We start from the raw sequence: 23,953 nt of genomic DNA, 5'->3' as shown, positions 1-23,953 counted from the left end.
CGTCAGAACAATTCGCCCTGGCGGTCGCCCGCGGGCGGCGGCGTCCGTTCCGCCCGCCCGACCGGCTCGATCAGGTCCGGATCGTCGTGGCGGGTGCCGTTGACGCGCTCGCTCACGGCATCGAGCCGCAGCCATGCGTCGGGGCAGGGGCGGCAGAGCCGGGCGGCCTCGGGGGCATCCACACGCGGATCGAGCCACGCCTCCACCGCCTCGGGAGCAAGGATCGCGGGCATGCGCTCGTGGATCGCGCTGAGCGTGCCGTTGGCCGAGCAGGTGACGATGGCACCCGTATCGACCTCCGAGCCGTCGGCGCCGCCCCAGGGCTCCCACAGGCCGGCGAGCGCCATCGGCGCACCATCGGTCCGGCGTACCGCGAAGGGCTGCTTGACCGCGCCCTTGCCGGTCCCCTCCCGGCGCCACTCGTAGAAGCCGTCGGCGAGGAAGATGCAGCGGCGATGGCGCAGGGCTCCGCGGAAGGCCGGTTTCTCGCCGGCCGATTCGATGCGAGCGTTGAACAGGACGGGGAAGCCGTTCGGGTCCTTGAGCCAAGTCGGCCACAGGCCCCAGCGCACCAGCCGGAAGTGCCGCTCCCCCTGCTCGGTCAGCACCACCGGCACCGGCTGGGTCGGGGCGATGTTGTAGCGGCCGGGGAAATTCGGCCGCTCGGAATAGCCGTAGACCGTCCGGTAAACTTCCGGAGGTTGGCCGATGAAGAAGCGTCCGCACATTTTTTCGATTTGGGGTGCGGACGGACACAGGATCAAGGCGCAACAGACCGCGTCTCACAGAAACCCACCCGACCATATGTCCCGTTGCGCCCGGCCGCCGCGGCGCTACGTTGGCGCTCATGACATCCCCCGCGACGGCGACCGGCCCCGAGCCCGTCCTGCAGGTGCGGGCCGTGCCGGGCCTCGCCCGGTTCGAGGCCGCCGAGTGGGACGCCTGCGCCACCTCCCCCGAGACCCTCTCGGCCGGTGACGAGACCTTCAACCCGTTCGTCTCCCACGCCTTCCTCTCGGCGCTGGAGGAATCGGGCTGCGTCTCCCGCCGCACCGGCTGGCTGCCGCTGCATGTGCGGGTCGAGCGCAAGGGCCGGCTCGTCGGCGCCGCGCCCTGCTACCTGAAATCCCACAGCCAGGGCGAATACGTGTTCGACCACGGCTGGGCCGACGCCTACGAGCGGGCCGGGGGCAGCTACTATCCGAAGCTCCAAGTGAGCGTGCCGTTCACCCCCGTGACCGGCCCGCGCTTCCTGATCGCGCCCGGCGAGGATGCGGACGCGGCGGCGGCCGCCATCGTCGCGGGGCTACGGGCCTTGCGCGAGGAGACGCAGGCCTCCTCGATCCACGCCACCTTCCTGCGGGAACGCGAATCGGATCAGGCGGAAGCGCTCGGCATGCTGCCGCGGATCGACCAGCAGTTCCACTGGATCAACGAGGGCTACGCGACCTTCGATGACTTTTTGGGGGCGCTGGCCTCGCGCAAGCGCAAGGCGATCAAGCGCGAGCGGCGCGATGCCCTGGCGTCGGGCATCACCATCGAGCACCGCACCGGGGCCGAGATCACCGAATCCGACTGGGACGCCTTCTACGCGTTCTATCAGGACACCAGCGCTCGCAAATGGGGCCGGCCCTATCTCAACCGGCGCTTCTTCTCGCTGATCGGCGAGCGGATGGCCGAGCGCATCCTGCTGGTCATCGCCCGGAAGGACGGGCGGCCGATCGCGGGCGCCATCAACTTCATCGGCGACACCGCGCTCTACGGGCGCAACTGGGGCTGCGTTGAGGACCACCCGTTCCTGCATTTCGAGGTCTGCTACTATCAGGCCATCGATTTCGCGCTGTCCCGCGGCCTCAAGCGGGTCGAGGCCGGGGCGCAGGGCGAGCACAAGCTCGCCCGCGGCTACCGCCCGGTGCCGATGCATTCGGCCCACGATTTCGCCGATTCGGGGTTGGGCCGCGCGGTCGGCGACTACCTGAAGCGGGAGCGGGCCGCCGTGCGGGCGGCCATCGCCGAGTATGCGCAGATGTCGCCGTTCCGCCGCGGCGGAGAGGAGTGCGAGGACAAATGAGCCCGATCGACCGCATCCGAGGCTATGCCGACGAGCTGACCGCACTCCGGCGCGACCTCCACGCCCATCCCGAGATCGGCTTCGAGGAGGTGCGGACCTCTGCAATCGTCGCCGAGCACTTGGAAAAATTCGGCATCGAGGTCCATCGGGGGCTGGGCAAGACCGGCGTGGTCGGCGTGCTGCAGGGGCGTCCGGGCCCGCGCCGGATCGGCCTGCGCGCCGACATGGACGCGCTGCCGATCGCCGAGGAGACCAACCTCCCCTACCGCTCGACGGTGCCCGGAAAGATGCACGCCTGCGGGCATGACGGGCACACCACCATGCTGGTGGGCGCGGCCCGCTACCTCGCCGAGACCCGCGACTTCGACGGCACCGCGGTGTTCGTGTTCCAGCCGGCGGAGGAGGGTTTGGGCGGCGCTCGCGCGATGATCGCCGACGGGCTGTTCGAACGCTTTCCGGTCGATGAGATCTACGCGCTGCACAATGCGCCACAGGGACCGCACGGCGTGTTCCAGACCCGCACCGGGCCGATGATGGCGGCGGCCGACTTCTTCGACATCCGCATCACCGGGCGCGGGGCGCATGCGGCGATGCCGCAGCAGGGCATCGACCCGATCGTGATCGCCACCGGCCTCGCCCAGGCGATGCAGTCGATCGTCAGCCGCAACAGCGACCCGCTCAAGGCCGCGGTGGTCTCGATCACGCAAGTTCACGCGGGCGCGGCCTACAACGTCATCCCCGAGGGCGCGCATCTGGCCGGCACCGTGCGGACCTTCGACGCGACCCTGCGCAAGCTGATCGGTCAGCGCATCCGCGAACTGGCTCAGGGCTTTGCCGCCGCCTACGGCGCCACTATCGAGGTGGACCTGCGCGACGTCTTCTCGGTGCTCGACAACAGCGCCGAGCAGGCTCGGGCCGCCGCCGAGATCGCGACCGAACTGTTCGGCGCCGACAAGGTCGATGCCGACACGATCCCGCGCATGGGCAGCGAGGATTTCGCCGACATGGTCGCGGCGGTGCCCGGCGCCTACGCCTGGCTCGGCGCAACGCCGGGGCCGGGCCTGCACAACGCCAGCTTCGACTTCGACGACAGTTTGATTCCGCTGGGGGCGGCTTATCTGGCGCGGGTGGTGGAGCGGCGGGCAAGGGCCTGAGGAGATTCACCCGAGCGCGTCGCTATTTTCGCATCCCCTCGCCCCGCTGTGCGGGGAGAGGGATTCATGCCCCCTTGTCGGGGCATGAAGAGAGGCGGCAGCCGAAGGTGAGGGGGCGGTTCAGGACCAGCCTCTTGCGTCGAGTCCCCTTCACCGCCGCTACAGCTTCGCCTGCGCTTCCTGCATGGACGACGAGGTCCATGCAGGCCTCTCCCCGCGTGCGGGGAGAGTGGGGAGCCGCCTGAACGCGAGTCGGTTAATCGGAAGCTGTCTCAGGCCGGCACGGCCGAGCCGGGCGGGGCCGCCTCCGGGCCGCTGGGCGCGCGGGCCGGGCTCGCGGCGGGCGTTGCCGGGTCCTTCGTCACGACATCCTTCTTCCCGGCATCCTTCGGGGTATCCGTCTTCGCCGCATCCGTCGTCGCAGCGTGCGCCTTGCGGTCCTGAATCTCGATGAACACCCGCTTCACGTCCGGGCTCTTGGCCTTGATGCGCCGCTCCAGCCGGCCCACCGTCTGCTCCACCTCGCCCGCGGGGATCTCGTCGGCGAAGTCGAGGCTGAGGTTCACCAGGATGTCGGAGGGGCCGAGATGCTGGGTCAGCACCTCGTTGACGTGGCGCACCGCCCGCTCCTCGCGCACCGCGGCGTCGATCGAGCGGACCACCTCCGGGTCGGCGGCCTCGCCGATCAGCAGGCCGTGGGTCTCGAACATCAGGAAGATCGACATGCCGATCAGCACCACGCCGATGCCGATCGAGGCCCAGCCGTCGAGCACCGGCATGTCGAGCACGTGCGCCGCGACCACGCCCGCCATGGCGATGAAGAGGCCGATCAGCGCCGCCACGTCCTCGACCAGGATGGTGTAGAGCGACGGGTCCTTGCTGCGCTGGATCGCGGTGATCGCGGTGCGGTTCCCCTTCTCGGCCCAAAAGGCTTTCAACGCGACCATGCAGGAATAGCCCTCGGCCAGGATCGCGAAGCCGAGGATCGAGACGTTCACCCAGAAGCCCGACAGGTGGACGCCGAAGATGGTCGCGTCGGCGGAGGGCTCGGGATGCTGGATCTTGTGGGCGCCCTCGTAGATCGCGAAGATGCCGCCGCCGAGGAAGATGAACAGCGCGACGATGAAGGCGTAGAAATACACCTCGCGCCCGTAGCCGAAGGGGTGCTGGGCGTCGGCCGGCTTCTCCGCCCGCTTGAGGCCGACGAGCAGCAGGATCTGGTTGGCGGTGTCCACCAGCGAGTGCGCGCCCTCCGCCAGCATCGCCGTCGAGCCGGTCAGGAAGGCGCCGACGAACTTCGCCGCCGCGATGGCGAGGTTGGCGCCCGCCGCAGTGTAGATCGCACCCGTGCTCTCGGCCATGCTCACGCTCCCGTTCGGCGCCCCGGAAGCGTCGCCGTCGTCACGGGGCATCCAACGCGCGCATGGGCCGCAAGGTTCGACGCGGATTTTTCGGGATGATTTTTCGCCATCGACGGGCGAGGGGCGCCCGTGCAACGTGCCGGGCGAATGGGAGAACCCTGTATGACGCCGCCCTATGACCCCGACAACATCTTCGCCAAAATCCTGCGCGGGGAGATTCCGGCTCACAAGGTCTACGAGGACGAGCACACCCTCGCCTTCATGGACGTGATGCCCCAGGGCGAGGGTCACACCCTGGTGATCCCCAAGGCGCCGAGCCGCGGCCTGCTCGATGCCGAGCCGGCGACGCTCGCCGCCCTGATCGCCAGCGTGCAGCGGGTCGGGCGCGCGGTGAAGGCGGCGTTTTCCGCCGACGGGCTCACCGTGTTCCAGTTCAACGAGTCGGCGGGCGGGCAGACGGTGTTCCACCTGCACGTTCACGTGATTCCGCGCCGCGAGGGCGTGCCGCTCACGCGCCACGAGGGCGGCATGGCCGACACCGCGGTGCTGGCCGAGCACGCTGCGCGCATCCGCGCCGCGCTCGACGCGGCGTGACGCTCATGTCGGGCGGTCTGAGTTCAGCTCAGGCCGCGCTGGCGGTCTATTCCACGCTCAGTCAGGCCGCGCTGGCCTTGCCGGCGCTGAGCGTCGTGAGCACCGAGCGCAGGGCCGCGTTCTCGGCTTCCAGCTCGGCGATCCGGCGCAGCAGCACCCCAATGGACGCGTCGGGCATCGGCGCCGGCTCGGCGGCGGCGGGCTTCGCGGGGTGGTCGGCGAAGGCGATGCCGACGCCGCCGTCGCGGCGCCAGCGCAGGGTGGCCCGGAAGGTCTCGTCCTTCTGCGGAATGTAGAGGTCGAACACCTCCGGCAGGGTGCTGGTCTCGGAAAGCTCCAGCCGCGCGCCGGTCTCCGACATGTCGCGGATCAGGCAGTCCATCGAGGACGCGCCCTTGTTGAAGAGGATACGCCCTTTCAGGAAGGTGCGCTTGCGGATGTCCTGGCGCTGCTCGCTGCTCATGGTGTCGGCCTCCGGCCCCGACGATTCCGGGAAGCCTACCCGCCAGCCGTTAAGGAATGCTCGACTCGATCCGCGAGTGAGACCTCACGTCGGGCCTCAGGAGGCTTTCTCGTCGAGCGCCTGGAACAGGTAGAAGCCGTTGAAGCGCACGGCGGTGGCGGCGGCGCGGTCGTCGAAGCCGGGCGGCGGGTTCGCCTGCCCGTCGATCTTGCCGCCGAAGGTCCAGCGGCGCCCGCCGACGAAGCGCGGCACGGCGTGGCTCTCCGGCACCGCGCAGCACAGGGCCTCGCCGCCCTTGCGCCGGAACACGTTGTAGCTGCGCATCGGTCGCCTCCACTTCGCCGCACCTTCGACCGGGCGGATAGCCCGCCAATCGGTCCGGTTTGTGTCGGCGAAGGTGGCATCGTGGCCGGGGGAGGGCGGGGTGTGCGGCGGCGCACGGGGCGGCGCGCCGCCCGCTCCCCTCAGAGGAACGATCCCGGCGCGACGCCGAACCGCTCCGCGAGGCGTCGGATCTGACCGAGGTTCAGGGCCCGCCGTCCGCTCAGGACTTCCGAGACCACCCCCTGGCTGCCGACCTCCGGCAGATCGCCCTGGCGCAGGCCGTGCTGCTCCATCAGCAGCCGCAGAATCTCGGCCGGCGTCGCGTCGGGCAGCCGATGCTGTGCCTCGTCGTACTCGCCGATGAAGCTGCCGAGCACGTCGAGCAGGCCCGCGAGCGGGTGCCCCTCCTCACCCGCCCCGGCATCGAGCAGCCCGTTCATCACCCGCACGGCGGCGTCGTACTCCGCCGCATCGCGGATCGGATGCAAGGGCACGCGCTCGGCCAGCGCCTGGAAGTGGCCGGTCAGCGTGTCGAGGTCGTCATGGCTGAAGGTCAGGGCTTCCATGCATCGTATTCCTTGTGCGTGAAGACGTGCCGCACGAAGAGCTTTTGCGTATCGAAATGGATCGCGGCGACGATCCGGTACTTGTTGCCGCCGATGTCGAAGACGTAGAAGTTCTTAACGCGATCGGTCGCGTTGAAGGCGCGCTTGAGGTCGGCGAAGCTGCGGAACGTGCTTGCCTCGACGATGCGGCGCCATGCCTGAAGCGCCGTGGCCGCGGGCGGATGGATCGCCGCGAAATCCACCAGAGCCTTGTTGGAGATCACCCGCATACCGTTCGGTATCTCAATCTGAGATACCGGGCAAGGTCGCGAGGGTATCCCTCACCCCATCGGCACGTTCCGTTCCAGCTCGTCCAGCCACGCCCGCGCGGTCGAATCGGAGGGGGCACGCCAGTCGCCCCGCGGGGACAGGGCGCCGCCCGCCGAGACTTTTGGGCCGTTGGGGAGCGCCGAGCGCTTGAACTGGCTGAAGCGGAAGAAGCGGTCGAGGAACACCGACAGCCAGCGCCGGATCGTCGGCAGATCGTAGGCGACGCGCTTGGCCTCCGGGAAATCCGGCGGCCAGTCGCCCCGCTCCGCATCCCCCCAGGCGTGCAGCGCCAGGAACGCGATCTTGGACGGCGCAAAACCGTGGCGCAGGGTGAACCACAGCGAAAAGTCCTGCAGCGCGTAGGGGCCGATCTTGGCCTCGGTGCTCTGCGGCCCCTCCCCCTCGGTGGCCGGCACGAGTTCGGGTGAGATTTCGGTATCGAGCACGGCGCGCAGCGTCCGGTTCTCAGCCTCGCCGAACTGGCCCGAGGCGATGACCCAGCGGATCAGGTGCTGGATCAAGGTCTTGGGCACGCCCGCGTTGACGCCGTAATGGCTCATCTGGTCGCCGACGCCGTAGGTCGACCAGCCGAGCGCCAATTCCGACAGGTCGCCGGTGCCGATGACGATGCCGCCGTGCTGGTTGGCCAGCCGAAACAGGTAGTCGGTGCGCAACCCCGCCTGCACGTTCTCGAAGGTGACGTCGTAGACCGCCTCGCCCCGCCCGAACGGATGGCCCATGTCGGCCAGCATCTGCCGGGCGGCGGGGCGGATGTCGATCTCTTCCGCGGTCGTGCCGATCGACCGCATCAGGGCGTGGGCGTTGGTCTTGGTCTCGTCCGAGGTGGCGAAGCCCGGCAGCGTGTAGGCCAAAATATCCTTTCGCGGGAGGCCGAGGCGGTCGAAGGCTTTTGCCACGACGATGAGGGCGTGGGTGGAATCGAGCCCGCCCGAGACGCCGATCACCGCCCGCTTGGTGCCCGTCGCCGCGAGCCGCTGGGCGAGGCCCGCGACCTGGATGTTGTAGGCCTCGTAGCAATCCTGGGCGAGGCGGGCCGGGTCGGCGGGCACGAAGGGAAAGCGCTCGACGCGCCGCCGCAGGCCCAGATCGCCGGACGGCGGATCGAGGCGGAAGGAGACCGTGCGGAACGGGCCTGCGGCCCGCGCCCGCGCGTTGTCGTCGAGGCTGCCGGCTTGCCGCCGCTCCTGGGTCAGCCCGTCGAGGTCGATGTCGGCGAGCGTTGCCACCGGCCTGTCCGGGAAGCGCTCGCCTTCCGCCAGCCGCACGCCGTTCTCGTCGATGCTGGTCTGGCCGTCCCAGGACAGGTCGGTGGTGGATTCCCCCGTGCCCGCGGCGGCGTAGACGTAGGCGCACAGGCCCCGCATCGAGGCGGCGCGGGTCAGGAGTTCGCGGGAATCGGCCCGGCCGACGGTGATCGGGCTGCCCGAGGGGTTGGCGATCACGGTGGCGCCGGCCAGCACCGCCTCCATGCCCGGCGTCTGCGGCACCCACAGATCCTCACAGATCTCGATGGCGAGCCGGAAGCCCGGCACGTCGTCGGCCTCGAACAGGAGGTCGGTGCCGAACGGCGCCTCGTGGCCGGCGACCCGAATGGTCTCGCCGGTCAGCCCGGCGCCGGAGGCGAAGTGGCGCTTCTCGTAGAACTCCCGGTAGTTCGGCAGGTAGCTCTTGGGCACCACGCCGAGCAGCCGCCCGCCGTGGATCGCGAGCGCACAATTGTAGAGCCGGTGGCGCCAGCGGACCGGCGCGCCGACGACGAGGACGGGGGTGAGGTCGGCGCTCGCCTCGACCAACCGGGCGATGCCGGCCTCGACCGCGTCGAGCAAAGCGGTCTGAAGGAGCAGGTCCTCGATGGCGTAGGACGAGACGCCAAGTTCGGGGAAGACCGCGAGCGCGGCGCCCTCCGCATGACACTCCCCGGCCAGCGCCAGGATCGCCGCGACGTTGGCCGCCGGATCGCCCGGATGGCTGCGCCCGGTGCAGGCCGCGACCCGGGCGAAGCCGTGACGGTAGAGCGAGCGGAAGGGTTTGGCTGTGGGGCTCTGGCTCACCGTGATCTCGACGCTCGCCTCGGGTCTCGCCGCCCGCCGCGAAGGGGCGGGAGGCGTTCTTGTTCAACGGGTTGGCGGCGTATCCTCACCCACACCGGCAGGAGCGGCGGGCAAGGCGCAGGAAAGACCGCCAAAGGTCCAATCGTGCAACAGGATATCCGGTTCTCGACCCGCGCGCACCGCACATGCGGGACGGGCGATCCGAGGGGAGGGCAAGCGTTCGTTAACGACGATCCGCCTAACTGAGGGGCGAACCGCTCCAGGGGGAGCCGGACCTTGTTTCGAGTCATCTCACAGATCATGCGCGCTTCGGGACGGCCTCCGCATTCCCATCGTGACCCGTCGCGGCCGAGCCGCGGCGGCGACCGTCTCGATCTCTCGGCGGGCGGCCTCGCCCACCGGCTGATGAACCTGCGGTCCAACCTCACCCGGCGCTTCGTCGGCGCGCCGCCCGCCCCGCCGCGGGCGCTGCCACGCGCCCTGCCGCATCCCCTCGCTCACCCGCACGCGACCGATCCGGCGCTGCCCGGCCCGGACGGGTTCGAGGCCGGCGCGATGCCGAGCTGGCTCGTGCCGCCGGGCGCCATGCTCGGCCGCGGGCCCGCGCAGCAGGATTGGGAGACACAGGAGCCTTCCTTCGAGATGCCCACCCCTGCCCGCCCCTACGAGGCTTACGCGGATCAGGCCGAGCCGGCCTTCGAGAGCCGAATCGACACCCGCGCCTCCGGGCCCGGCATCCTCGTGCGCACGCCCCGCCGCCCCGCTTCCATCGCCCCCGAGGCGGCGCCGATGCCCGCCGTCCACGCGATGCAGCAGGGGCTCGCCCAGGCGATGCCGCAGCTCAACCCCGAGCCCGCCGTGCGCTTCACCCGCACGCCCGATCCGGTGCTGATGGAGCGCCGCCGCCGGGCGCTGGAGGCCGAGCGCGAGGCGCAAAGCCGCGCCCAGGCCCTGCTCGACGCGCAAGCCGCCGCCGAGGCGGCGGCGCGCGAGGCCGAGCAGGCGCGTCTGGCCGCCATCGAGGCCGCCGAGCGCGAGGCCGAGGCCGCCGCCGTGCGGGCGGAAGAATCCGCCCGGGCGCTCGCCGCGCAGACCGTGGAGTCGATGGACGGCGTGCCGAGCTGGCGCCGCCCGTTCGTGCCGCCGCCGGGCGTGCGCTTCTTCCGCACCCCCGACCGCCGCCCGAAGCCCGCTGCGCCGGCCCCGGTCGCCGAGGTGCTGCCCGAGCCCGTGACGATCGACGCCGTGGCCCTGCCCGTCGAGGCGGCCTTCGACGCGCCGTTCATCCCGCCGGTCCCGGCCGAGCCGTCCGACTGGGCCGACGTGCCCGATTGGTCGGAGCTGCACGGCTGGTTCGGCCCCGCCGAGGGGCAGGTGGTCGAGGTCCGGGTCGTCGGGGCGCAGGCGCCCGAGGTCCAGGCGCCTGAGATTGTGGCCGTCGAGGCGTCGTTCATCGAAGACTTCACCGCCGTCTCGGCGCCCGTTGAGACGACGCCGGTCGAGGCTGTCCAAGTCGAGGCTGTCCAAGTCGAGGCAGCTACGGTCGAAGCCGTCGCCCCGGTCGCGGAGCGGCCCGCCTTCGCCGCGGCCCCGCGCCGCCGGCTCCACGCCATGGCGGCCCGCGCCGCGATCTTCCCCGCCGACATCGACGAGGCTTTGAGCGGCCCCGGCTTCGTCACGGCCGAGGCGCCCGCCGCCGTCGCGGAGGCGGCCCCCTCCCCTGCCCCGCAGGACATCTTGGTCCAGCCGGAGGTGTTCGCTCCGCAGCCGGTGCCGGCCCAGACGGTCGCCGCGGTCCAGCCGCTGACGATCCCCGCCCGCCCGGTCCTGCTGCGCAGCAAGGCCGCCCCCGCCGACGAGGCCACCCTGATCGTCGAGGCGTTCGAGGAGCCCGCCATCGAGGCGACCTCCGAGCCCGTCGTCGAGGAGCCGGCCCAAGAGGTCGCCCCTGCCCCCGTCGCCGTCGAGGCCGAGAACCGCCCCCGCGCGTATCTGCCCGAGCGCCCGGCCCTGATCCCGGCCGGCCGCCATCTGGAGATGACCTTCGTCGGCAATGCCGACTACACCCTGCCCTCGCTCGAACTCCTGGCCGAGCCGCCGCTGCCCGACGGCGAGGAGGTCGATGCCGACGAGTTGGAGCAGAACGCCCTCAACCTCCAGCAGACCGTTCAGGACTTCGGCGTCCGCGGCGACATCCTCGCCGTTCGTCCGGGGCCCGTGGTCACCCTCTACGAGCTGGAGCCGGCGCCCGGCACCAAGTCGAGCCGCGTCATCGGCCTGTCGGACGACATCGCCCGCTCGATGTCCGCCGTCTCCGCCCGCGTCGCCGTGGTGCCGGGCCGCAACGTCATCGGCATCGAGCTGCCGAACCAAGTGCGCGAGACCGTGTATCTGCGCGAACTCCTGGCCTCGGTCGATTTCGTCGAGACCAAGCACAAGCTCGCGCTCTGCCTCGGCAAGAACATCGGCGGCGAGCCGATCATCGCCGACCTCGCCCGGATGCCGCACCTGCTGGTGGCCGGCACGACGGGTTCCGGCAAGTCGGTCGCCATCAACACCATGATCCTGTCGCTGCTCTACCGGCTCAAGCCCGAAGAGTGCCGCCTGATCATGGTCGATCCCAAGATGCTGGAACTGTCGGTCTACGACGGCATCCCGCACCTGCTCTCCCCCGTCGTCATCGACCCGAAGAAGGCGGTCATCGCCCTCAAATGGGCCGTGCGCGAGATGGAGGAGCGCTACAAGAAGATGTCGAAGATCAGCGTGCGCAACATCGACGGGTACAATGCCCGGATGAAGGAAGCGCGCGAGCGGGACGAGATCATCACCCGCACGGTCCAGACCGGCTTCGACCGCACCACCGGCGAGGCGGTGTTCGAGGAGCAGGAGATGGATCGCTCCGCCCTCCCCTACATCGTCATCGTGGTCGACGAGATGGCCGACCTGATGATGGTGGCCGGCAAGGACATCGAGGGCGCGATCCAGCGGCTCGCCCAGATGGCGCGCGCGGCCGGCATCCACCTGATCATGGCGACGCAGCGCCCCTCGGTCGATGTCATCACCGGCACGATCAAGGCGAACTTCCCGACCCGCATCTCCTTCCAGGTGACGAGCAAGATCGATAGCCGCACGATCCTGGGCGAGATGGGCGCCGAGCAGCTGCTGGGCCAGGGCGACATGCTGTTCATGGCCGGCGGCGGGCGCACCACCCGCGTCCACGGCCCGTTCTGCTCGGACTCGGAAGTCGAGACCGTGGTGGCGCACCTCAAGCGCCAGGGCCGGCCCTCGTATTTGGAGGCCGTCACCGCTGACGACGGCTCGTCCGACCAGCCGGAAAAGCCCGCCAAGGGCGCGAAGGCGGCGGCCGCCAAGGCCGAGAAGGACGACTTCGCCGAGGTCGAGGAGGCGGACGCCCCGGTCTTCGACATCGGCGCCTTCGCGGCGACCGCGGGGGCGGAAGGCGGCGAACTCTACGAGCAGGCCATCGCCGTGGTGCTGCGCGACCGCAAGGCCTCGACGAGCTACATCCAGCGCCGCCTCCAGATCGGCTACAACCGCGCCGCCTCGATCATGGAGCGGATGGAGATCGAGGGCATCGTCGGCCCGGCCAACCATGCCGGGAAACGCGAGATCCTCGTCGAAGGCCTCGCCGGTGCCCCGACCGGCGGCTACGACGACGAGTAGAACCCAAATCCGGCCCCCGTCGCATATTCGCCACAGGGGCCGGCTCTATCGCAGGTCACGATTTCGGACCCTTGGCGCCCCCTCGGCGCCGAGGCCTGTCCGCACCCGACGGGGCCGCCCCGCCCGGCCCCCACGCCCGCACCCTGGGAGATGCCCACACGATGACTGGCCGACGCTTCCGCCCCGCCGCCGGTCCGCTGCTCGTGATGGCCGCGCTGGCGCTCCAGCCGCAGCCGGCGAGCGCCCAGGTCTCGTCCTTCCTCGACGGCCTGTTCGGCCGGAAGGAGGAGCCGCCGGCCCCGCCCGCGGCGCCGGAGCCCGAGCCGGAGGCCGCCCCCGCGGCACCGAAGAAGGCCGAGAAGCCGGCCAAACCCGCCAAGGAGAAGGCGGCGGCAACCGACAAGTCCCAAGATAAAACCCAGGACAAGACCGGCAGTATCAAGGCGGCGGGCAAGCCCGCCGCGCCCGCCCCCACGACGGCGGCGGCGCCCACGGGCACCCGCGTCGCGGCGGTCGGCGCGCCGAACCTCGGCGCCTCGCTGCAGGACGCCGACCCGGCCCAGATCGTCGCCGGGGCCAACGCCTACTTCAACAGCTTCCAGACGCTGACCGGCTCGTTCATCCAGATCGGCGCCGACGGGCGGCGCATCGGCGGCAAGCTCTCGCTGGTCAAGCCCGGGCGGCTCCGCTTCGAGTACGACCAGCCCTCGCCGCTGGAAGTGGTGGCCGACGGCACCTCGGTGGCGGTGCGCGACCGCAAGCTCAACACTCAGGATCTCTACTTCATCTCGCAGACGCCGCTGAAATTCCTGCTGCGCGAGAAGATGGACCTCGCCCGCGACCTCACGGTCACGGAGGTGACGAACGATCCGGGCGGCGTGCGCATCGCGCTCGAAGACCGCTCGACGCTCGGCGGCACCTCGAAGATCCAGCTCTATTTCGATGCCGAGATGAAGACCCTGTCGCAGTGGCGGATCACCGATCCGCAGGGCTACCTCACCACGGTCCAGCTCACCAACCTGCAGAAGGGCAAGGCGGTCGATCAGTCGATGTTCTTCATCAATTACGGCCGCGCCGAGGACAAGGCGATCCAGCGCCAGCTCCAGGGGCAGAACCCCTGAGAGCGGGTTCGAGGCGGCATTTGCAGAGAGCCGCCTCCCACCCACTCCCCTCATCCTGAGGTGCCCGCGCAGCGGGCCTCGAAGGAGGGCTCCCGCCAGCCGCGCGATCCCTGGGACGCCCTCCTTCGAGGCTTCGCCTTCGGCTCCGCACCTCAGGATGAGGGGAGTGGGTGGGCCGAAGGGATCGATCGGGGACGGTGTCGAAGGACGCTCAGGGCCGTACCATAGGTTATCGGCTCTCTGAAAAGCCTCTTAGGTTACTCTCGAAACTATGGAAATCCCGAATAGATTCGGGACTACGCTTGACCCGGCGGGCAAATTTAACAGTCCCTTCAAGTCTCGGCCGTTCAATGACGGCGCCGCCACGCTCAGGCGGCGTCATCCGAGACGTGACCCGGCCGCATGCCCGCCCCCTCCGCCGTGACGTCCCGCTCCGCCGGCCCGTTCGAGGCGGCGCTCGCCGAGATGGCCACGCCCCTGCTCCTGCTCGACGCGGGCGGCACCGTGACCTTCGCCAACGACCGCGCCGTGGTCCTGTTCGCAGGGAGCATGCCGGTCGGGCGCACCCTCGCCGCCCTGTTCGCCGCCCGCGGCGCGGCCGAGCCGCAGGCCCTGGACGAGGCCCTGCGCGCCGGCCGCCCGGCCCGCGAAGGCCTCGCCCTCGACGGAGGGCGCCGCGTCGAGGCGGCTTTGGCGCCCCTGTCCAGCGGCGGCTTCGCGCTCACCTTCGACGACGTGACCGAGCATGTCCGCAGCGCGGCGCTGGCCCGGCTGGAGCCCCTGACCGGCCTGTGCAACCGCGCCGAGCTGCACGAGCGCCTCGGCGCGGAACTCGCCGCCGCCGAGCGGGTCGGCGCGCCGCTGGCGGTGCTCCTGCTCGACCTCGACCGGTTCAAGGCGGTCAACGACACGCTCGGCCATCCGGTCGGCGACGCGCTGCTGCGCAAGGTCGCCGAGCGCCTGCGCAACGCCGCCCGCCGGGAGGACGTGATCGCCCGCCTCGGCGGCGACGAGTTCGCCCTGGTGCAGGTCGGCCGGGCCGGCGCCGACCAGTCTCGGGCGGCCGAGGCGCTGGCCGCCCGCCTCGTCGATCTCGTCGGGCGCACCTACGTGCTGGACGGCCAGATGCTCAATGTCGGCGCGAGCGTCGGCATCGCCCTCTATCCCGCCGACGGGCGCGGGGCCGACGACCTCCTGAAGCACGCCGACCTCGCGCTCTACCGCGCCAAGGCCGACGGGCGGGCCACCTACCGCTTCTTCGAGCCGGCGATGAACGCCGCGGTGCAGGCCCGCCGCAGTCTGGAGATCGACCTGCGCCGGGCGCTCGCGCTGAAGCAGTTCACCCTGGCCTTCCAGCCGCAGATCAGCCTGGAGACCGGCGCGGTGTCGGGCTTCGAGGCGCTGCTGCGCTGGCACCATCCCGAGCGCGGGCCGATCTCGCCCGCGACCTTCATCCCGCTCGCCGAAGAAATCGGCATCATCGTCGGCATCGGCGAGTGGGCCCTGCGCACCGCCTGCCGCGAGGCCGCCTCGTGGGCGCAGCCGGTCTCGATCGCGGTCAACCTGTCGCCGATCCAGTTCCGCGGCGGCAAGCTGGTCGAGACCGTGATGCTGGTCCTGGCCCAGACCGGCCTCGACCCGGCTCGGTTGGAGCTGGAGATCACCGAGGGCGCGCTCCTCGACGACACCGACGGGGTACTCACCGTGCTGAACGGCCTGCGGGGGCTGGGCGTGCGCATCTCGATGGACGATTTCGGCACCGGCTACTCGTCCCTGAGCTACCTGCAGAAATTCCCCTTCGACAAGATCAAGATCGACCAGTCCTTCGTGCGCGGCATGGCCGGCAGCGCCGAGTGCGGGGCGATCGTGCGGGCCATCGCCCGGCTCGGCGCGAGCCTCGGCATGCGCATCACCGCCGAAGGGGTCGAGACCGCCGACCAGCTCGACGCGATCCGCGCCGAGGGCTGCACCGAGGTCCAGGGCTACCTCACCGGCCGCCCGATGCCCGCCGACCAAGCCGCCGCCCTGCTCATCTGACCTGCCGCGAGGCCCCCATGACCGACGATTTGCGCCGTCTCGTCTATTACAGCCGCAACCGCACCGCGGGCGCGCCCGAGGCCGTGGACGCCACGATCCGCGCCATCCTCGCCACGAGCCGGATCAACAACGCCCGCGTCGGCGTCACCGGCGCGCTGATGTTCAACGCCGGCTGCTTCGCGCAGGTGCTGGAGGGCCCGAGCGACGCGGTGGAGGCCACCTTCGAGCGCATCCAGCAGGACGAGCGCCACGGCGACGTTGCGCTGCTCGCCTACGAAGCGGTCGAGAGCCGCCTCTTCACCGACTGGTCGATGGCCTATGTCGGCGCGTCGAAAGCCGAGGCCGACCGCTACGGCGACGTCGCGGATACGAGCGGCTTCGACATCGCCCGCATGACCGGCGACCGCCTCTGCGCCGTGCTGCACGGCCTCGCCCTGGAGGAGGAGGCGGCCATCGCGGCCTGACGGGAGCCTCATAAGTAACCACCGCCGTCATTCCGGGGCCGCGCAGCGGAACCCGGAATCCACCCGTGATGCACGGCCAGCCACACGAAGCGTTGGGCCGCTCATGGATCCCAGGTTCCGTGGTGCGGTCCCAGGACAGTAAGCGTCGAGAGGGTATGGACGATGCACGGACCGGTCAGGCATTCAGCCGACCGTAAAGATCGTCCCAATCCGGGTTCATCGCCTCGATCAGCGCGACCTTCCAGGCGCGGTGCCATTTCTTGATCGCTTTCTCGCGGGCAATGGCTTCATCGATCCGATCGTAGACCTCGTACCAGACGAGGCGATCGACGGCGTGACGCGCGGTGAAGCCCGGTGCCGTCTTCGTCTTGTGCTCCCAGATGCGCCGAGACAGGTTGCTCGTGACACCGAGATAGAGCGTGCCGTCCCGCTTGTGCGCCAGGAGGTAGACGGCACAGACCAAGCTATCCTCCACCGCGATTCGCAGACGCCGATAGGCGAACCCGGAAACCATGGTTCGCTGCAATACCCAGCTTCCGCCGCGCATCGCGGGTGGATTCCGGGTTCCGCTGCGCGGCCCCGGAATGACGATGGAGGGTTACGGTAGACTTCGGTGATTCCACACCGACCGAGCGCGGCTGTTTTCGATTTGCCCGGCCTCGGTTATCGGAGCGGGTCGCCCCCGCTCCTCAGGCTTGTCCCGTGCGCCTCACCGTCACGACCTGGAACATCAACTCGGTGCGGCTGCGCATCGAGTCCGTGCTGCGCTTCCTGCGCGCGGTGCGGCCCGACGTGCTGTGCCTGCAGGAGACCAAGTGCCCGGACGAGCTGTTTCCGCTGAAAGCGCTCAACGGGACGGGCTACGAGAACGTCGTGTTCGCCGGCCAGAAGGGCTATAACGGCGTCGCCATCCTCTCGCGCTTCCCGCTCCTGACCCGCGAGGTCATGAGTTTTTGCGAACGGCCGGACGCCCGCCACATATCGGCGGCGCTCGGGCCCGAGGCGGGACAGGCCGCCGGTATCGTGCTGCACGATTTCTACGTGCCGGCCGGGGGCGACGTGCCCCATCGCGACCTGAACCCGAAATTCGCGCACAAGCTCGATTTCCTGGGCGAACTGCGCGCCTGGGGCGGGCGCCGCGTCGCCGGGCCGGCGATCCTCGTGGGCGACCTCAACGTCGCGCCGCTGGAGCACGATGTCTGGTCCCACAAGCAGTTGCTCGACGTGGTGAGCCACACCCCCGTCGAGACCGAGGCTTTGGAGACCCTGCGCGGCGAGGCCGGCTGGATCGACGCCGCCCGCCTCCTCACCCCGGAGCCAGAGAAGATCTACACGTGGTGGAGCTACCGCTCGCCCGATTGGGCCGCGGCCAACAAGGGACGGCGCCTCGACCACGCCTGGGTCTCGCCCGATCTCGCCGGCACGGTGCACCGGGTCGAGGTGTTTCGCGAGGCGCGCGGCTGGGACAAGCCGTCGGACCACGCGCCGGTGACGCTCACGCTCGAACTCTAGGCGGAACGCGCAGGCCCCTTCCGGCATTGGACTGACAACTCAACCGTTCGAACGGAGACCAGCCCCGCATGCGTGGCATCCTGCGCCAGATCCTCGTCGTCTTCCTGCTGCCCAAGGCCATCTCGTGGGCCCGCCGCCGCTTCGGCGGGGGCCGCCACACCGGCCCGTCCCACCGCTCCTACTGATTGTCTCCGGCCCGGATCACTCGATCCGGGCCGTTTTGGTTCCGGGCCCGGCCGTAGCCGAACCAGATCGCCAGCCCGACGGCGAGCCAGGCGGCCAGCCGTAGCCACGTGTCGCCCGGCAGGCTCGCCATCAGGGCGAGGCAGGCGAGAATCCCCAGAACCGGCACGGTCGGCCCGCCCGGCACCCGGAACGGGCGCGGACGCTCCGGCTCGGTCCGGCGCAGGATCAACACGCTGGCGCAGACGAGCCCGAAGGCCAGCAGCGTGCCGATGCTGACGAGTTCGCCGAGCACGTCGATCGGCACCAAAGCCGCGACCAGCGCCGTCACCGCGCCGATCAAGCCTTGGGACGCCCAGGGTGTCCGCCACCGCGGATGCACAGAGGCAAAGAAGTCGGGCAGCATCCGGTCGCGGGCCATGGCGTAGAAGATGCGCGCCTGCCCGTAGAGGGCGGTGAGCGTCGCGGTGGTCAGCCCCAAGAGCGCCCCGACCTTGATGGCCAGCGCAAAACCGGCGAGCCCGGTGGCGTCGATGGCCTTGGCGATCGGGTCCGGCACGGCGAGTTCGCGATAGGGCACCAGCCCGGTCAGTACCCCCGCGACCGCGATGTAGAGCAGGCTCGTGACGATCAGCGCGCCGAGGATGCCGATGGGCGCGTCGCGCTGCGGGTTGCGGGTCTCGCCCGCCGCGGTGGCGATGGTCTCGAAGCCGACATAGGCGAAGAACACCACCCCAGCCCCGCGGAAGATCCCGCTCCAGCCGAAGGCGCCGAACGCGCCCTCGTTCGGCGGCACCAGGGGCGACCACAGTTCGGGCCGCAGATGGCCTGCGCCGATTCCGACGAAGGCCAGGATGATCGCGACCTTCAGCGCGACGAGCGCCGCGTTGACCCGCGACGCCCCGCGATTGCCCGCGATCAGGAGCGCGCTCAGCGCCAGCACGATTGTCCCCGCGGGCAGGTTGACGACCCCACCCTCCCCCGGCGCGGCGGCGAGCGCCGCCGGGAGCCTGAGCCCCGCATCCGCCATCAGGCTCTGGGCGTAGCCCGACCAGCCGACCGCGACCGTGGCGGCGGCGAGCGCGAATTCGAGCACGAGGTCCCAGCCGACGATCCAGGCCGCCAGCGCCCCGAAGGTGACCCGCGCATAGGAATAGCTCGACCCCGCCACCGGCATCATCGCGGCGAGTTCCGCGTAGCACAGGCCCACGAGCCCGCTGGCGATGCCGCCGAGCACGAAGGACAGCATCAGGCCCGGCCCGGCGTAATGCGCGGCGGCCGTGCCGGTCAGCACGAAGATGCCGGCGCCGACCGTCGCGCCGACGCCGATGCAGACGAGGCTGAAGGCCGAGAGGTTTTTTGCGAGTTCCGGCTCGTCCGCCCGCGCGTCGGGGATGTCGGCGAGGCGTCCGCTCAGGGGCGTGTCGGCCATGCGCTCCTCGTGTGATCGATTCGGGACGTTACGAGGGTTTCGCGGGCTCTGGCGAGAGAGGCCCGGCCCACATCGGGTCACGGTGCAGGGAGCGGGCCGCGCCGCGGGCCGGGAGCCTTCGGCCCCGCGCAACGCCGCCGCGCGGCCCGCGTAGTGGTCGGCGTGCCTTCGAGGCGCTAGAAGCGGCCACCGATTCCCGATCCGGCCCCTTTGGCCGTGAAGGCGACCCCTTGCCCTTTCCGCCGCTTCCCACTCCCCTCGCCCGGGCGCTCGACGCGCGCAGCTACGCCGAGCCGACCCCCGTCCAGCAGGCCGTGCTCGACGCCGAGGCCGGGCGCGACCTGCTCGTCTCGGCTCAGACCGGCTCGGGCAAGACCGTCGCCTTCGGGCTCGCCATCGCGGGCACCCTGCTCGACGAGAACGAGGCCCTGCCCCCGCCCGGCGCGCCGCTGGCGCTCGCCATCGCGCCGACCCGCGAGCTCGCCCTTCAGGTCCAGCGCGAGCTGATGTGGCTCTACGCCGAGACCGGCGCGCGGGTGATCGCGAATGTCGGCGGCATGGACCCGCGCCGGGAATCGCGCGCGCTGGAGGCCGGCACCCACATCGTCGTCGGCACGCCGGGGCGCCTGCGCGACCATCTGGAGCGCGGCCGCCTCGTCACCGAGAACCTGCGGGCGGTCGTCCTCGACGAGGCCGACGAGATGCTCGACATGGGCTTTCGCGAGGATCTCGAGTTCATCCTCGCGGCGACGCCCGCGGCGCGGCGCACGCTCTTGTTCTCGGCGACGCTCCCGAAGGCCATCGTCACCCTGGCCGAGCGCTACCAGCGCGACGCCCTGCGCCTCGCGGTCGCGGGCGAAACGCGGGGCCACGCCGACATCGCCTACCGCGCCGTTCGCGTCATGCCGCGCGAGGTCGAGCACGCCGTCGTCAACGTGCTGCGCTTCATCGATGCCCCGGTCTCGATCGTGTTCTGCAACACCCGCGACGGCGTGCGCCATCTCCAGGCCTCGCTGACCGAGCGCGGGTTTTCCGCCGTGGCGCTCTCGGGCGAACTCGGCCAGGGCGAGCGCAACGCCGCGCTCCAGGCGCTGCGCGACGGCCGCGCCCGCGTCTGCGTGGCCACCGACGTCGCCGCCCGCGGCATCGACCTGCCGGGCCTCGATCTCGTCATCCACGCCGACCTGCCCCACGATGCCGAGGTGATGCAGCACCGCTCCGGCCGCACCGGCCGCGCCGGGCGAAAAGGCACCAGCGTGGTGCTGGTGCCGGCCTCGCGGCGGCGGCGCGCCGAGCAGATGTTCGCGGTCGCCCGCGTCAACGTCGAGTGGAGCGGCCCGCCGACCGCGGATGAGATCCGCGTGCTCGACCGCGAGCGGATGATGGCCGATCCGCTGCTCGCCGAAGTCGAGTCGGACGAGGATCGCGACTGGGAGAAGGAATGGGCCGAGGCGCTCTTGGAGCGCTTCCCGCCGGAGCGCCTCGCGGCCTCGCTGGCGCGGCTCTACCGCTCGCGCATCCCCGTGCCGGAGGACGTGACCGATCCGGGCTTCGAGCCGCCGCGCCGCGCCGATCCCCGCATCGGCGCACCCGTCGGCGCCCCACGCGTCGGCGACGACGAGCCCGGCGTCTGGTTCCGGCTCAACATGGGCCGGCGCGACCGGGCCGAGCCGCGCCGCCTGCTGCCGATGCTGACCCGCCGCGGCGGCATCGGCCGCGGCGACATCGGCGCGATCCGCATCTTTGACCGCGAGACCACCTTCGAGATCCGCGGCAGCGCGGCGGACGCCTTCGCCGACGCCTTCGCCCGCCGCGGCCCCCCGGACGTGCGCGTCGAGCGTATGCAGGGCGAAGCCCCCGCCCCCGGCAAGCCGCCCAAGAGCCCGCGGGCGGCCAAGCACCGCCGCGAGGTCGTCGGCAAGACGGCGCAGAAGCACTGATTTTCTGGGGTTTCAAACGGGCGGTCGCATCCTCGTCCGCCCCGGACGAACCCGCGCCGTGATGGCGCGGATCAGGCGCTCATCCGCTCCGCCTCGGGCGGCCCTTCGGACACGGACTCCGCCGCCTTGCGCGAGGCGACGCTGCAGCGGCCCTTGCCGAGCGACTTGGCGCGGTAGAGGGCGGAATCGGCCGCGCGCATCAGGGCGGCGAGGCCGGTGCCGTGCTCGGGCGCCGTGGCGATGCCGACGCTGGCGCCGACCGCGAGCGCCTGTCCGTCCGGCCCGATCGGGTGCGGCGCGGCGATCCGCGCGATCAGCCGCTCGCCGAGATCGATCAGGGCGCCGCGCGCCCGTCCGGGGCAGAGCACCACGAACTCGTCGCCGCCGATCCGGGCCGCCACCGCCTCGGAGCCGGCCGCCTCGGCGATGCGCTCGGCGACGCTGCGCAGCAGCCGGTCGCCCATCGCGTGGCCATGGGTGTCGTTGATCGCCTTGAAGCCGTCGAGATCGAGATAGAGCAGGCCGGGCGCCCGGTGCCCGTGCCGCTCGAACGCCGCGTTCAGCCCGGCCCGATTGGCGAGGCCGGTCAGCCCGTCGTGGAGGGCGAGCGCCGCGTTCTCCCGCTCGGCCCGCATGGTGGCGACCAAGAGGCCGTTGAGCCGGTAGGCGGCCTTCGTCATCGCCAGGAGATAGAACGGGATCTGCACGAAGGTGACGGCGAGCAGGGGCTCGCCCGACAGCGCCGCCCCGAGGCAGCAGGGCCCCAGCGTCAGCGCGATCATCACGCCGGTGAGCCGGGGAGCGGAGAAGTTGCGGAAGCACGTGCCGCCGACCATCGCGGCCGAGGACAGGCAGGCGAGCGTCGCGGCCACCCAATCGCCCGAGACGAGGCTGACGAAGGTGCCGTAGCCGAGGCATCCCGCCCAGGCGACGGCGAGCATGAGGTTGAGGTCGGTCGGCGTCGGGCGCCCCGCCCGCGCCGCGCGGTCGGCCACCACCAGCACGGCGAGCCGGCTGAGGCAGACCGCCACCTCCATCACGAGCCAGGCCAGGATCGGCGGCGTCGGCAGGCGGGCGGCGATCACCGCGGCGACCAGAATGGTGTTGGCCACGCCACCCACGAAGATCGGCAGCGTGCCGTAGAGATTGGCGATCAGGGCGAGCCGGATCGGTTCCGGCACGTCGGCGCCGGGTTCGGCGAGCCAGCGCGCGAGCCGCGTTCGCGGCGGGGAATAGACCTTTTCGGTGTCGCGCATGGAAGGGCCCGGACGGTGCTCGGTTCGGGCTTCCCGGTCTCGAACCGGCCCCGGGGCGATCCTAGGTCCGGGGTCGTTACGAAAAGGTATTTTGCAAGGTGGGCCGGCGACACGACCGGAACAGAGCCGCCGCTTCAGGTAACGCGCGAAGCAACGGACCCGCAAGGCGGCCTCGGTTGCCGACAAAGGCGGGGTCTGATCTGTGTCAGCGGCCAGCGATGGCCGGGACGACGGCGAGGCTCGGGGCCCCCGTCGCGGCACGCTCGACCACGGGGCGGTAGGCCCGCAGCAGGTCGGGGTCGAGCTGGCCGGCCTGGGCTTCCATAAGGGCGAAGGCCTGCGCGTGGCTCATCGCCGGCCGGTAGACCCGGCGCTCGGTCAGCGCCGAATGCACGTCGCAGATCGCCACCAGCCGCACGAGGTCGCCGATCCGCGGCGCGGTCAGGCCCTCGGGATAGCCCGAGCCGTCGAGGCGCTCGTGGTGGTGGCGCACCACGTCGAGGATCTCGGGGGCGTAGGCCGCCTCGCGGCCGAGGAGGTCGGCGCCGAGGTCGGCGTGCGTCTGCATCACCCGCGTCTCCTCCGGGGTCAGCGGGCCGGGTTTGTCCAGGATGGCGCGGGGGATCAGCGCCTTGCCGATATCGTGAAGCAGGGCGGCGCGGGCAAGCCGCCGCCGGTCGGCTCCGGACAGGCCGAGTTCGGCGGCAAAGGCGGCGGCGAAGCCCGCCACGCTCAAGGAATGCTGGTAGACCGAGATGTCGTGGCGCCAGACGAGATCGAGCCACGCGCGGATGCCGACCTCGGACACCGTGTCGAGCACGATCTCGGTGCCCTCCTCCGCCACGGCCGGGCTCGGCGGATGGCCTGCCGCGGCGGCGTCGAACAGCCGGGTGACGAGGCGCGTGGCGGTCCCGACCCGCGCCCGCGGCCCGCCGACGGAGGCCGCCCCCGGATTCGCGCGGGCCTGGGCCTCCTCGACGAGGCGCAGCAGCGTCGGCACGATGCCGGCGGAGCGGGGATCGATCATCGCGGCGGCGCCGAACAGCCGCCGGGCCGCCGCGTCCCCGGCGGCGTTGCCGCGGGCGAGATAGAGGCAGGGCACCGCCCGCGCGCGGATCAGCCCGGCGAGCCGCCCGATCCAGGCGCCGCCCTCGGCCTCGGCCCGGTCGGCGGCGATGTCGATGACGAAGGCGACCGGATGCCCGATCGGCAGCGCGGCGCCGGGCTCGATCGTCCGGCAGGGCTGGACCAGGGCGATGCCCGAGGCCAGACGCTCGGCCCGCTCCCGGCGATCCGAGACGAGGCAGACGTATCGGTCCTGTGAATCGTCCTTCATGGATCATCCGTCGGCCGCGCGCCCTCGGACTCGGGCAAGCGGCGTCCGCGAGACTGTAATAAATGTGTTGAGAA

Annotated in this window: 20 protein-coding genes; 9 read left to right on the top strand and 11 right to left on the bottom strand. The window is 71.1% G+C overall.

All coding sequences use genetic code 11. The features are described from left to right. Positions 1–2: 2 nt before the first annotated feature. Positions 3–728: an SOS response-associated peptidase gene (locus tag ASG52_RS02545; RefSeq protein ID WP_056238588.1), complete on the bottom strand. Its 726-nt coding sequence runs from the start codon at positions 726–728 to the stop codon at positions 3–5. A gap of 119 nt (positions 729–847) precedes the next feature. On the opposite strand from ASG52_RS02545, the gene ASG52_RS02540 reads away from it, so the two are divergent. Together ASG52_RS02540 and ASG52_RS02535 are read left to right on the top strand one after the other, a co-directional pair. Further along, positions 848–2,071: a GNAT family N-acetyltransferase gene (locus ASG52_RS02540; protein WP_056238587.1), complete on the top strand. Its 1,224-nt coding sequence runs from the start codon at positions 848–850 to the stop codon at positions 2,069–2,071. After that, the gene (locus ASG52_RS02535) at positions 2,068–3,225 is read left to right on the top strand and encodes a M20 aminoacylase family protein (protein ID WP_056238583.1); all 1,158 of its coding nucleotides are present in this window, start codon (positions 2,068–2,070) and stop codon (positions 3,223–3,225) included. Before ASG52_RS02540 ends, ASG52_RS02535 begins: the two co-directional genes overlap by 4 nt. A gap of 272 nt (positions 3,226–3,497) precedes the next feature. On the opposite strand, the gene ASG52_RS02530 is transcribed toward ASG52_RS02535, so the two are convergent. Further along, positions 3,498–4,586 (bottom strand): cation diffusion facilitator family transporter, encoded by a 1,089-nt coding sequence (locus ASG52_RS02530; RefSeq protein WP_056238582.1) that lies wholly within the window; start codon positions 4,584–4,586, stop codon positions 3,498–3,500. Between the two features lie 162 nt (positions 4,587–4,748). Between ASG52_RS02530 and ASG52_RS02525 the strand changes: the two genes are divergently transcribed. Further along, the gene (locus ASG52_RS02525) at positions 4,749–5,180 is read left to right on the top strand and encodes an HIT family protein (RefSeq protein ID WP_056238581.1); all 432 of its coding nucleotides are present in this window, start codon (positions 4,749–4,751) and stop codon (positions 5,178–5,180) included. 61 nt (positions 5,181–5,241) lie between these two features. On the opposite strand, the gene ASG52_RS02520 is transcribed toward ASG52_RS02525, so the two are convergent. The 5 genes from ASG52_RS02520 to ASG52_RS02500 form a co-directional block, all read right to left on the bottom strand. Continuing rightward, positions 5,242–5,643, bottom strand: coding sequence for a PilZ domain-containing protein (locus ASG52_RS02520; protein ID WP_056238578.1), 402 nt, complete (start codon positions 5,641–5,643; stop codon positions 5,242–5,244). Positions 5,644–5,739: 96 nt separating this feature from the next. Next, a complete protein-coding gene (locus ASG52_RS02515) occupies positions 5,740–5,967 on the bottom strand; it encodes a hypothetical protein (protein WP_056238576.1) in 228 nt (75 codons plus the stop codon). 140 nt (positions 5,968–6,107) lie between these two features. Continuing rightward, positions 6,108–6,533, bottom strand: coding sequence for a helix-turn-helix domain-containing protein (locus ASG52_RS02510; RefSeq protein WP_056238573.1), 426 nt, complete (start codon positions 6,531–6,533; stop codon positions 6,108–6,110). Next, positions 6,521–6,802 (bottom strand): type II toxin-antitoxin system HigB family toxin, encoded by a 282-nt coding sequence (locus ASG52_RS02505; protein WP_056238572.1) that lies wholly within the window; start codon positions 6,800–6,802, stop codon positions 6,521–6,523. The genes ASG52_RS02510 and ASG52_RS02505 overlap by 13 nt, the downstream gene beginning before the upstream one ends. Positions 6,803–6,853: 51 nt before the next feature. Then, a complete protein-coding gene (locus ASG52_RS02500; protein WP_056238569.1) occupies positions 6,854–8,914 on the bottom strand; it encodes an NAD(+) synthase in 2,061 nt (686 codons plus the stop codon). Between the two features lie 405 nt (positions 8,915–9,319). Between ASG52_RS02500 and ASG52_RS02495 the strand changes: the two genes are divergently transcribed. The 4 genes from ASG52_RS02495 to ASG52_RS02480 all read left to right on the top strand — a co-directional run bounded on the left by ASG52_RS02495 (position 9,320) and on the right by ASG52_RS02480 (position 16,220). Continuing rightward, complete coding sequence (locus ASG52_RS02495) at positions 9,320–12,598, top strand: DNA translocase FtsK (protein ID WP_056239464.1); 3,279 nt, start codon at positions 9,320–9,322, stop codon at positions 12,596–12,598. A gap of 161 nt (positions 12,599–12,759) precedes the next feature. Continuing rightward, positions 12,760–13,719, top strand: a complete 960-nt coding sequence (locus ASG52_RS02490) for a LolA family protein (RefSeq protein ID WP_056238565.1) — start codon at positions 12,760–12,762, stop codon at positions 13,717–13,719. A gap of 402 nt (positions 13,720–14,121) precedes the next feature. After that, entirely contained in the window at positions 14,122–15,756 is a 1,635-nt protein-coding gene (locus ASG52_RS02485) for a putative bifunctional diguanylate cyclase/phosphodiesterase (protein ID WP_056238563.1), read from the top strand. 17 nt (positions 15,757–15,773) lie between these two features. Beyond that, positions 15,774–16,220: a BLUF domain-containing protein gene (locus ASG52_RS02480; protein WP_056238562.1), complete on the top strand. Its 447-nt coding sequence runs from the start codon at positions 15,774–15,776 to the stop codon at positions 16,218–16,220. A gap of 175 nt (positions 16,221–16,395) precedes the next feature. Here ASG52_RS02480 and ASG52_RS02475 read toward each other — a convergent pair whose 3' ends face one another. Continuing rightward, complete coding sequence (locus ASG52_RS02475; protein ID WP_353612447.1) at positions 16,396–16,767, bottom strand: GIY-YIG nuclease family protein; 372 nt, start codon at positions 16,765–16,767, stop codon at positions 16,396–16,398. Positions 16,768–16,922: 155 nt separating this feature from the next. Here ASG52_RS02475 and ASG52_RS02470 point away from each other — a divergent pair, with 155 nt between their 5' ends. Next, positions 16,923–17,732 carry an exodeoxyribonuclease III gene (locus ASG52_RS02470; protein ID WP_056238558.1) on the top strand — a complete coding sequence of 270 codons (810 nt, stop codon included), beginning with the start codon at positions 16,923–16,925 and terminating at the stop codon, positions 17,730–17,732. Positions 17,733–17,910: 178 nt separating this feature from the next. Here the strand turns inward: ASG52_RS02470 and ASG52_RS02465 are convergent, their stop codons facing one another. Next, positions 17,911–19,347: an amino acid permease gene (locus ASG52_RS02465; RefSeq protein ID WP_056238555.1), complete on the bottom strand. Its 1,437-nt coding sequence runs from the start codon at positions 19,345–19,347 to the stop codon at positions 17,911–17,913. Between the two features lie 230 nt (positions 19,348–19,577). Between ASG52_RS02465 and ASG52_RS02460 the strand changes: the two genes are divergently transcribed. After that, positions 19,578–21,287, top strand: coding sequence for a DEAD/DEAH box helicase (locus tag ASG52_RS02460; protein WP_056238553.1), 1,710 nt, complete (start codon positions 19,578–19,580; stop codon positions 21,285–21,287). Positions 21,288–21,358: 71 nt separating this feature from the next. Here the strand turns inward: ASG52_RS02460 and ASG52_RS02455 are convergent, their stop codons facing one another. Further along, on the bottom strand, positions 21,359–22,543 hold the full coding sequence (locus ASG52_RS02455; RefSeq protein ID WP_056238550.1) for a GGDEF domain-containing protein: 1,185 nt from the start codon (positions 22,541–22,543) through the stop codon (positions 21,359–21,361). 205 nt (positions 22,544–22,748) lie between these two features. Beyond that, on the bottom strand, positions 22,749–23,879 hold the full coding sequence (locus ASG52_RS02450) for an HD-GYP domain-containing protein (protein WP_056238548.1): 1,131 nt from the start codon (positions 23,877–23,879) through the stop codon (positions 22,749–22,751). Positions 23,880–23,953: the final 74 nt, after the last annotated feature.

This window comes from Methylobacterium sp. Leaf456, from assembly GCF_001425465.1.
Taxonomy (GTDB): Bacteria; Pseudomonadota; Alphaproteobacteria; order Rhizobiales; family Beijerinckiaceae; genus Methylobacterium.
The sequence above is the reverse complement of the archived record's forward strand: the minus strand, read 5'-3'. Positions and strand labels throughout refer to the sequence as shown.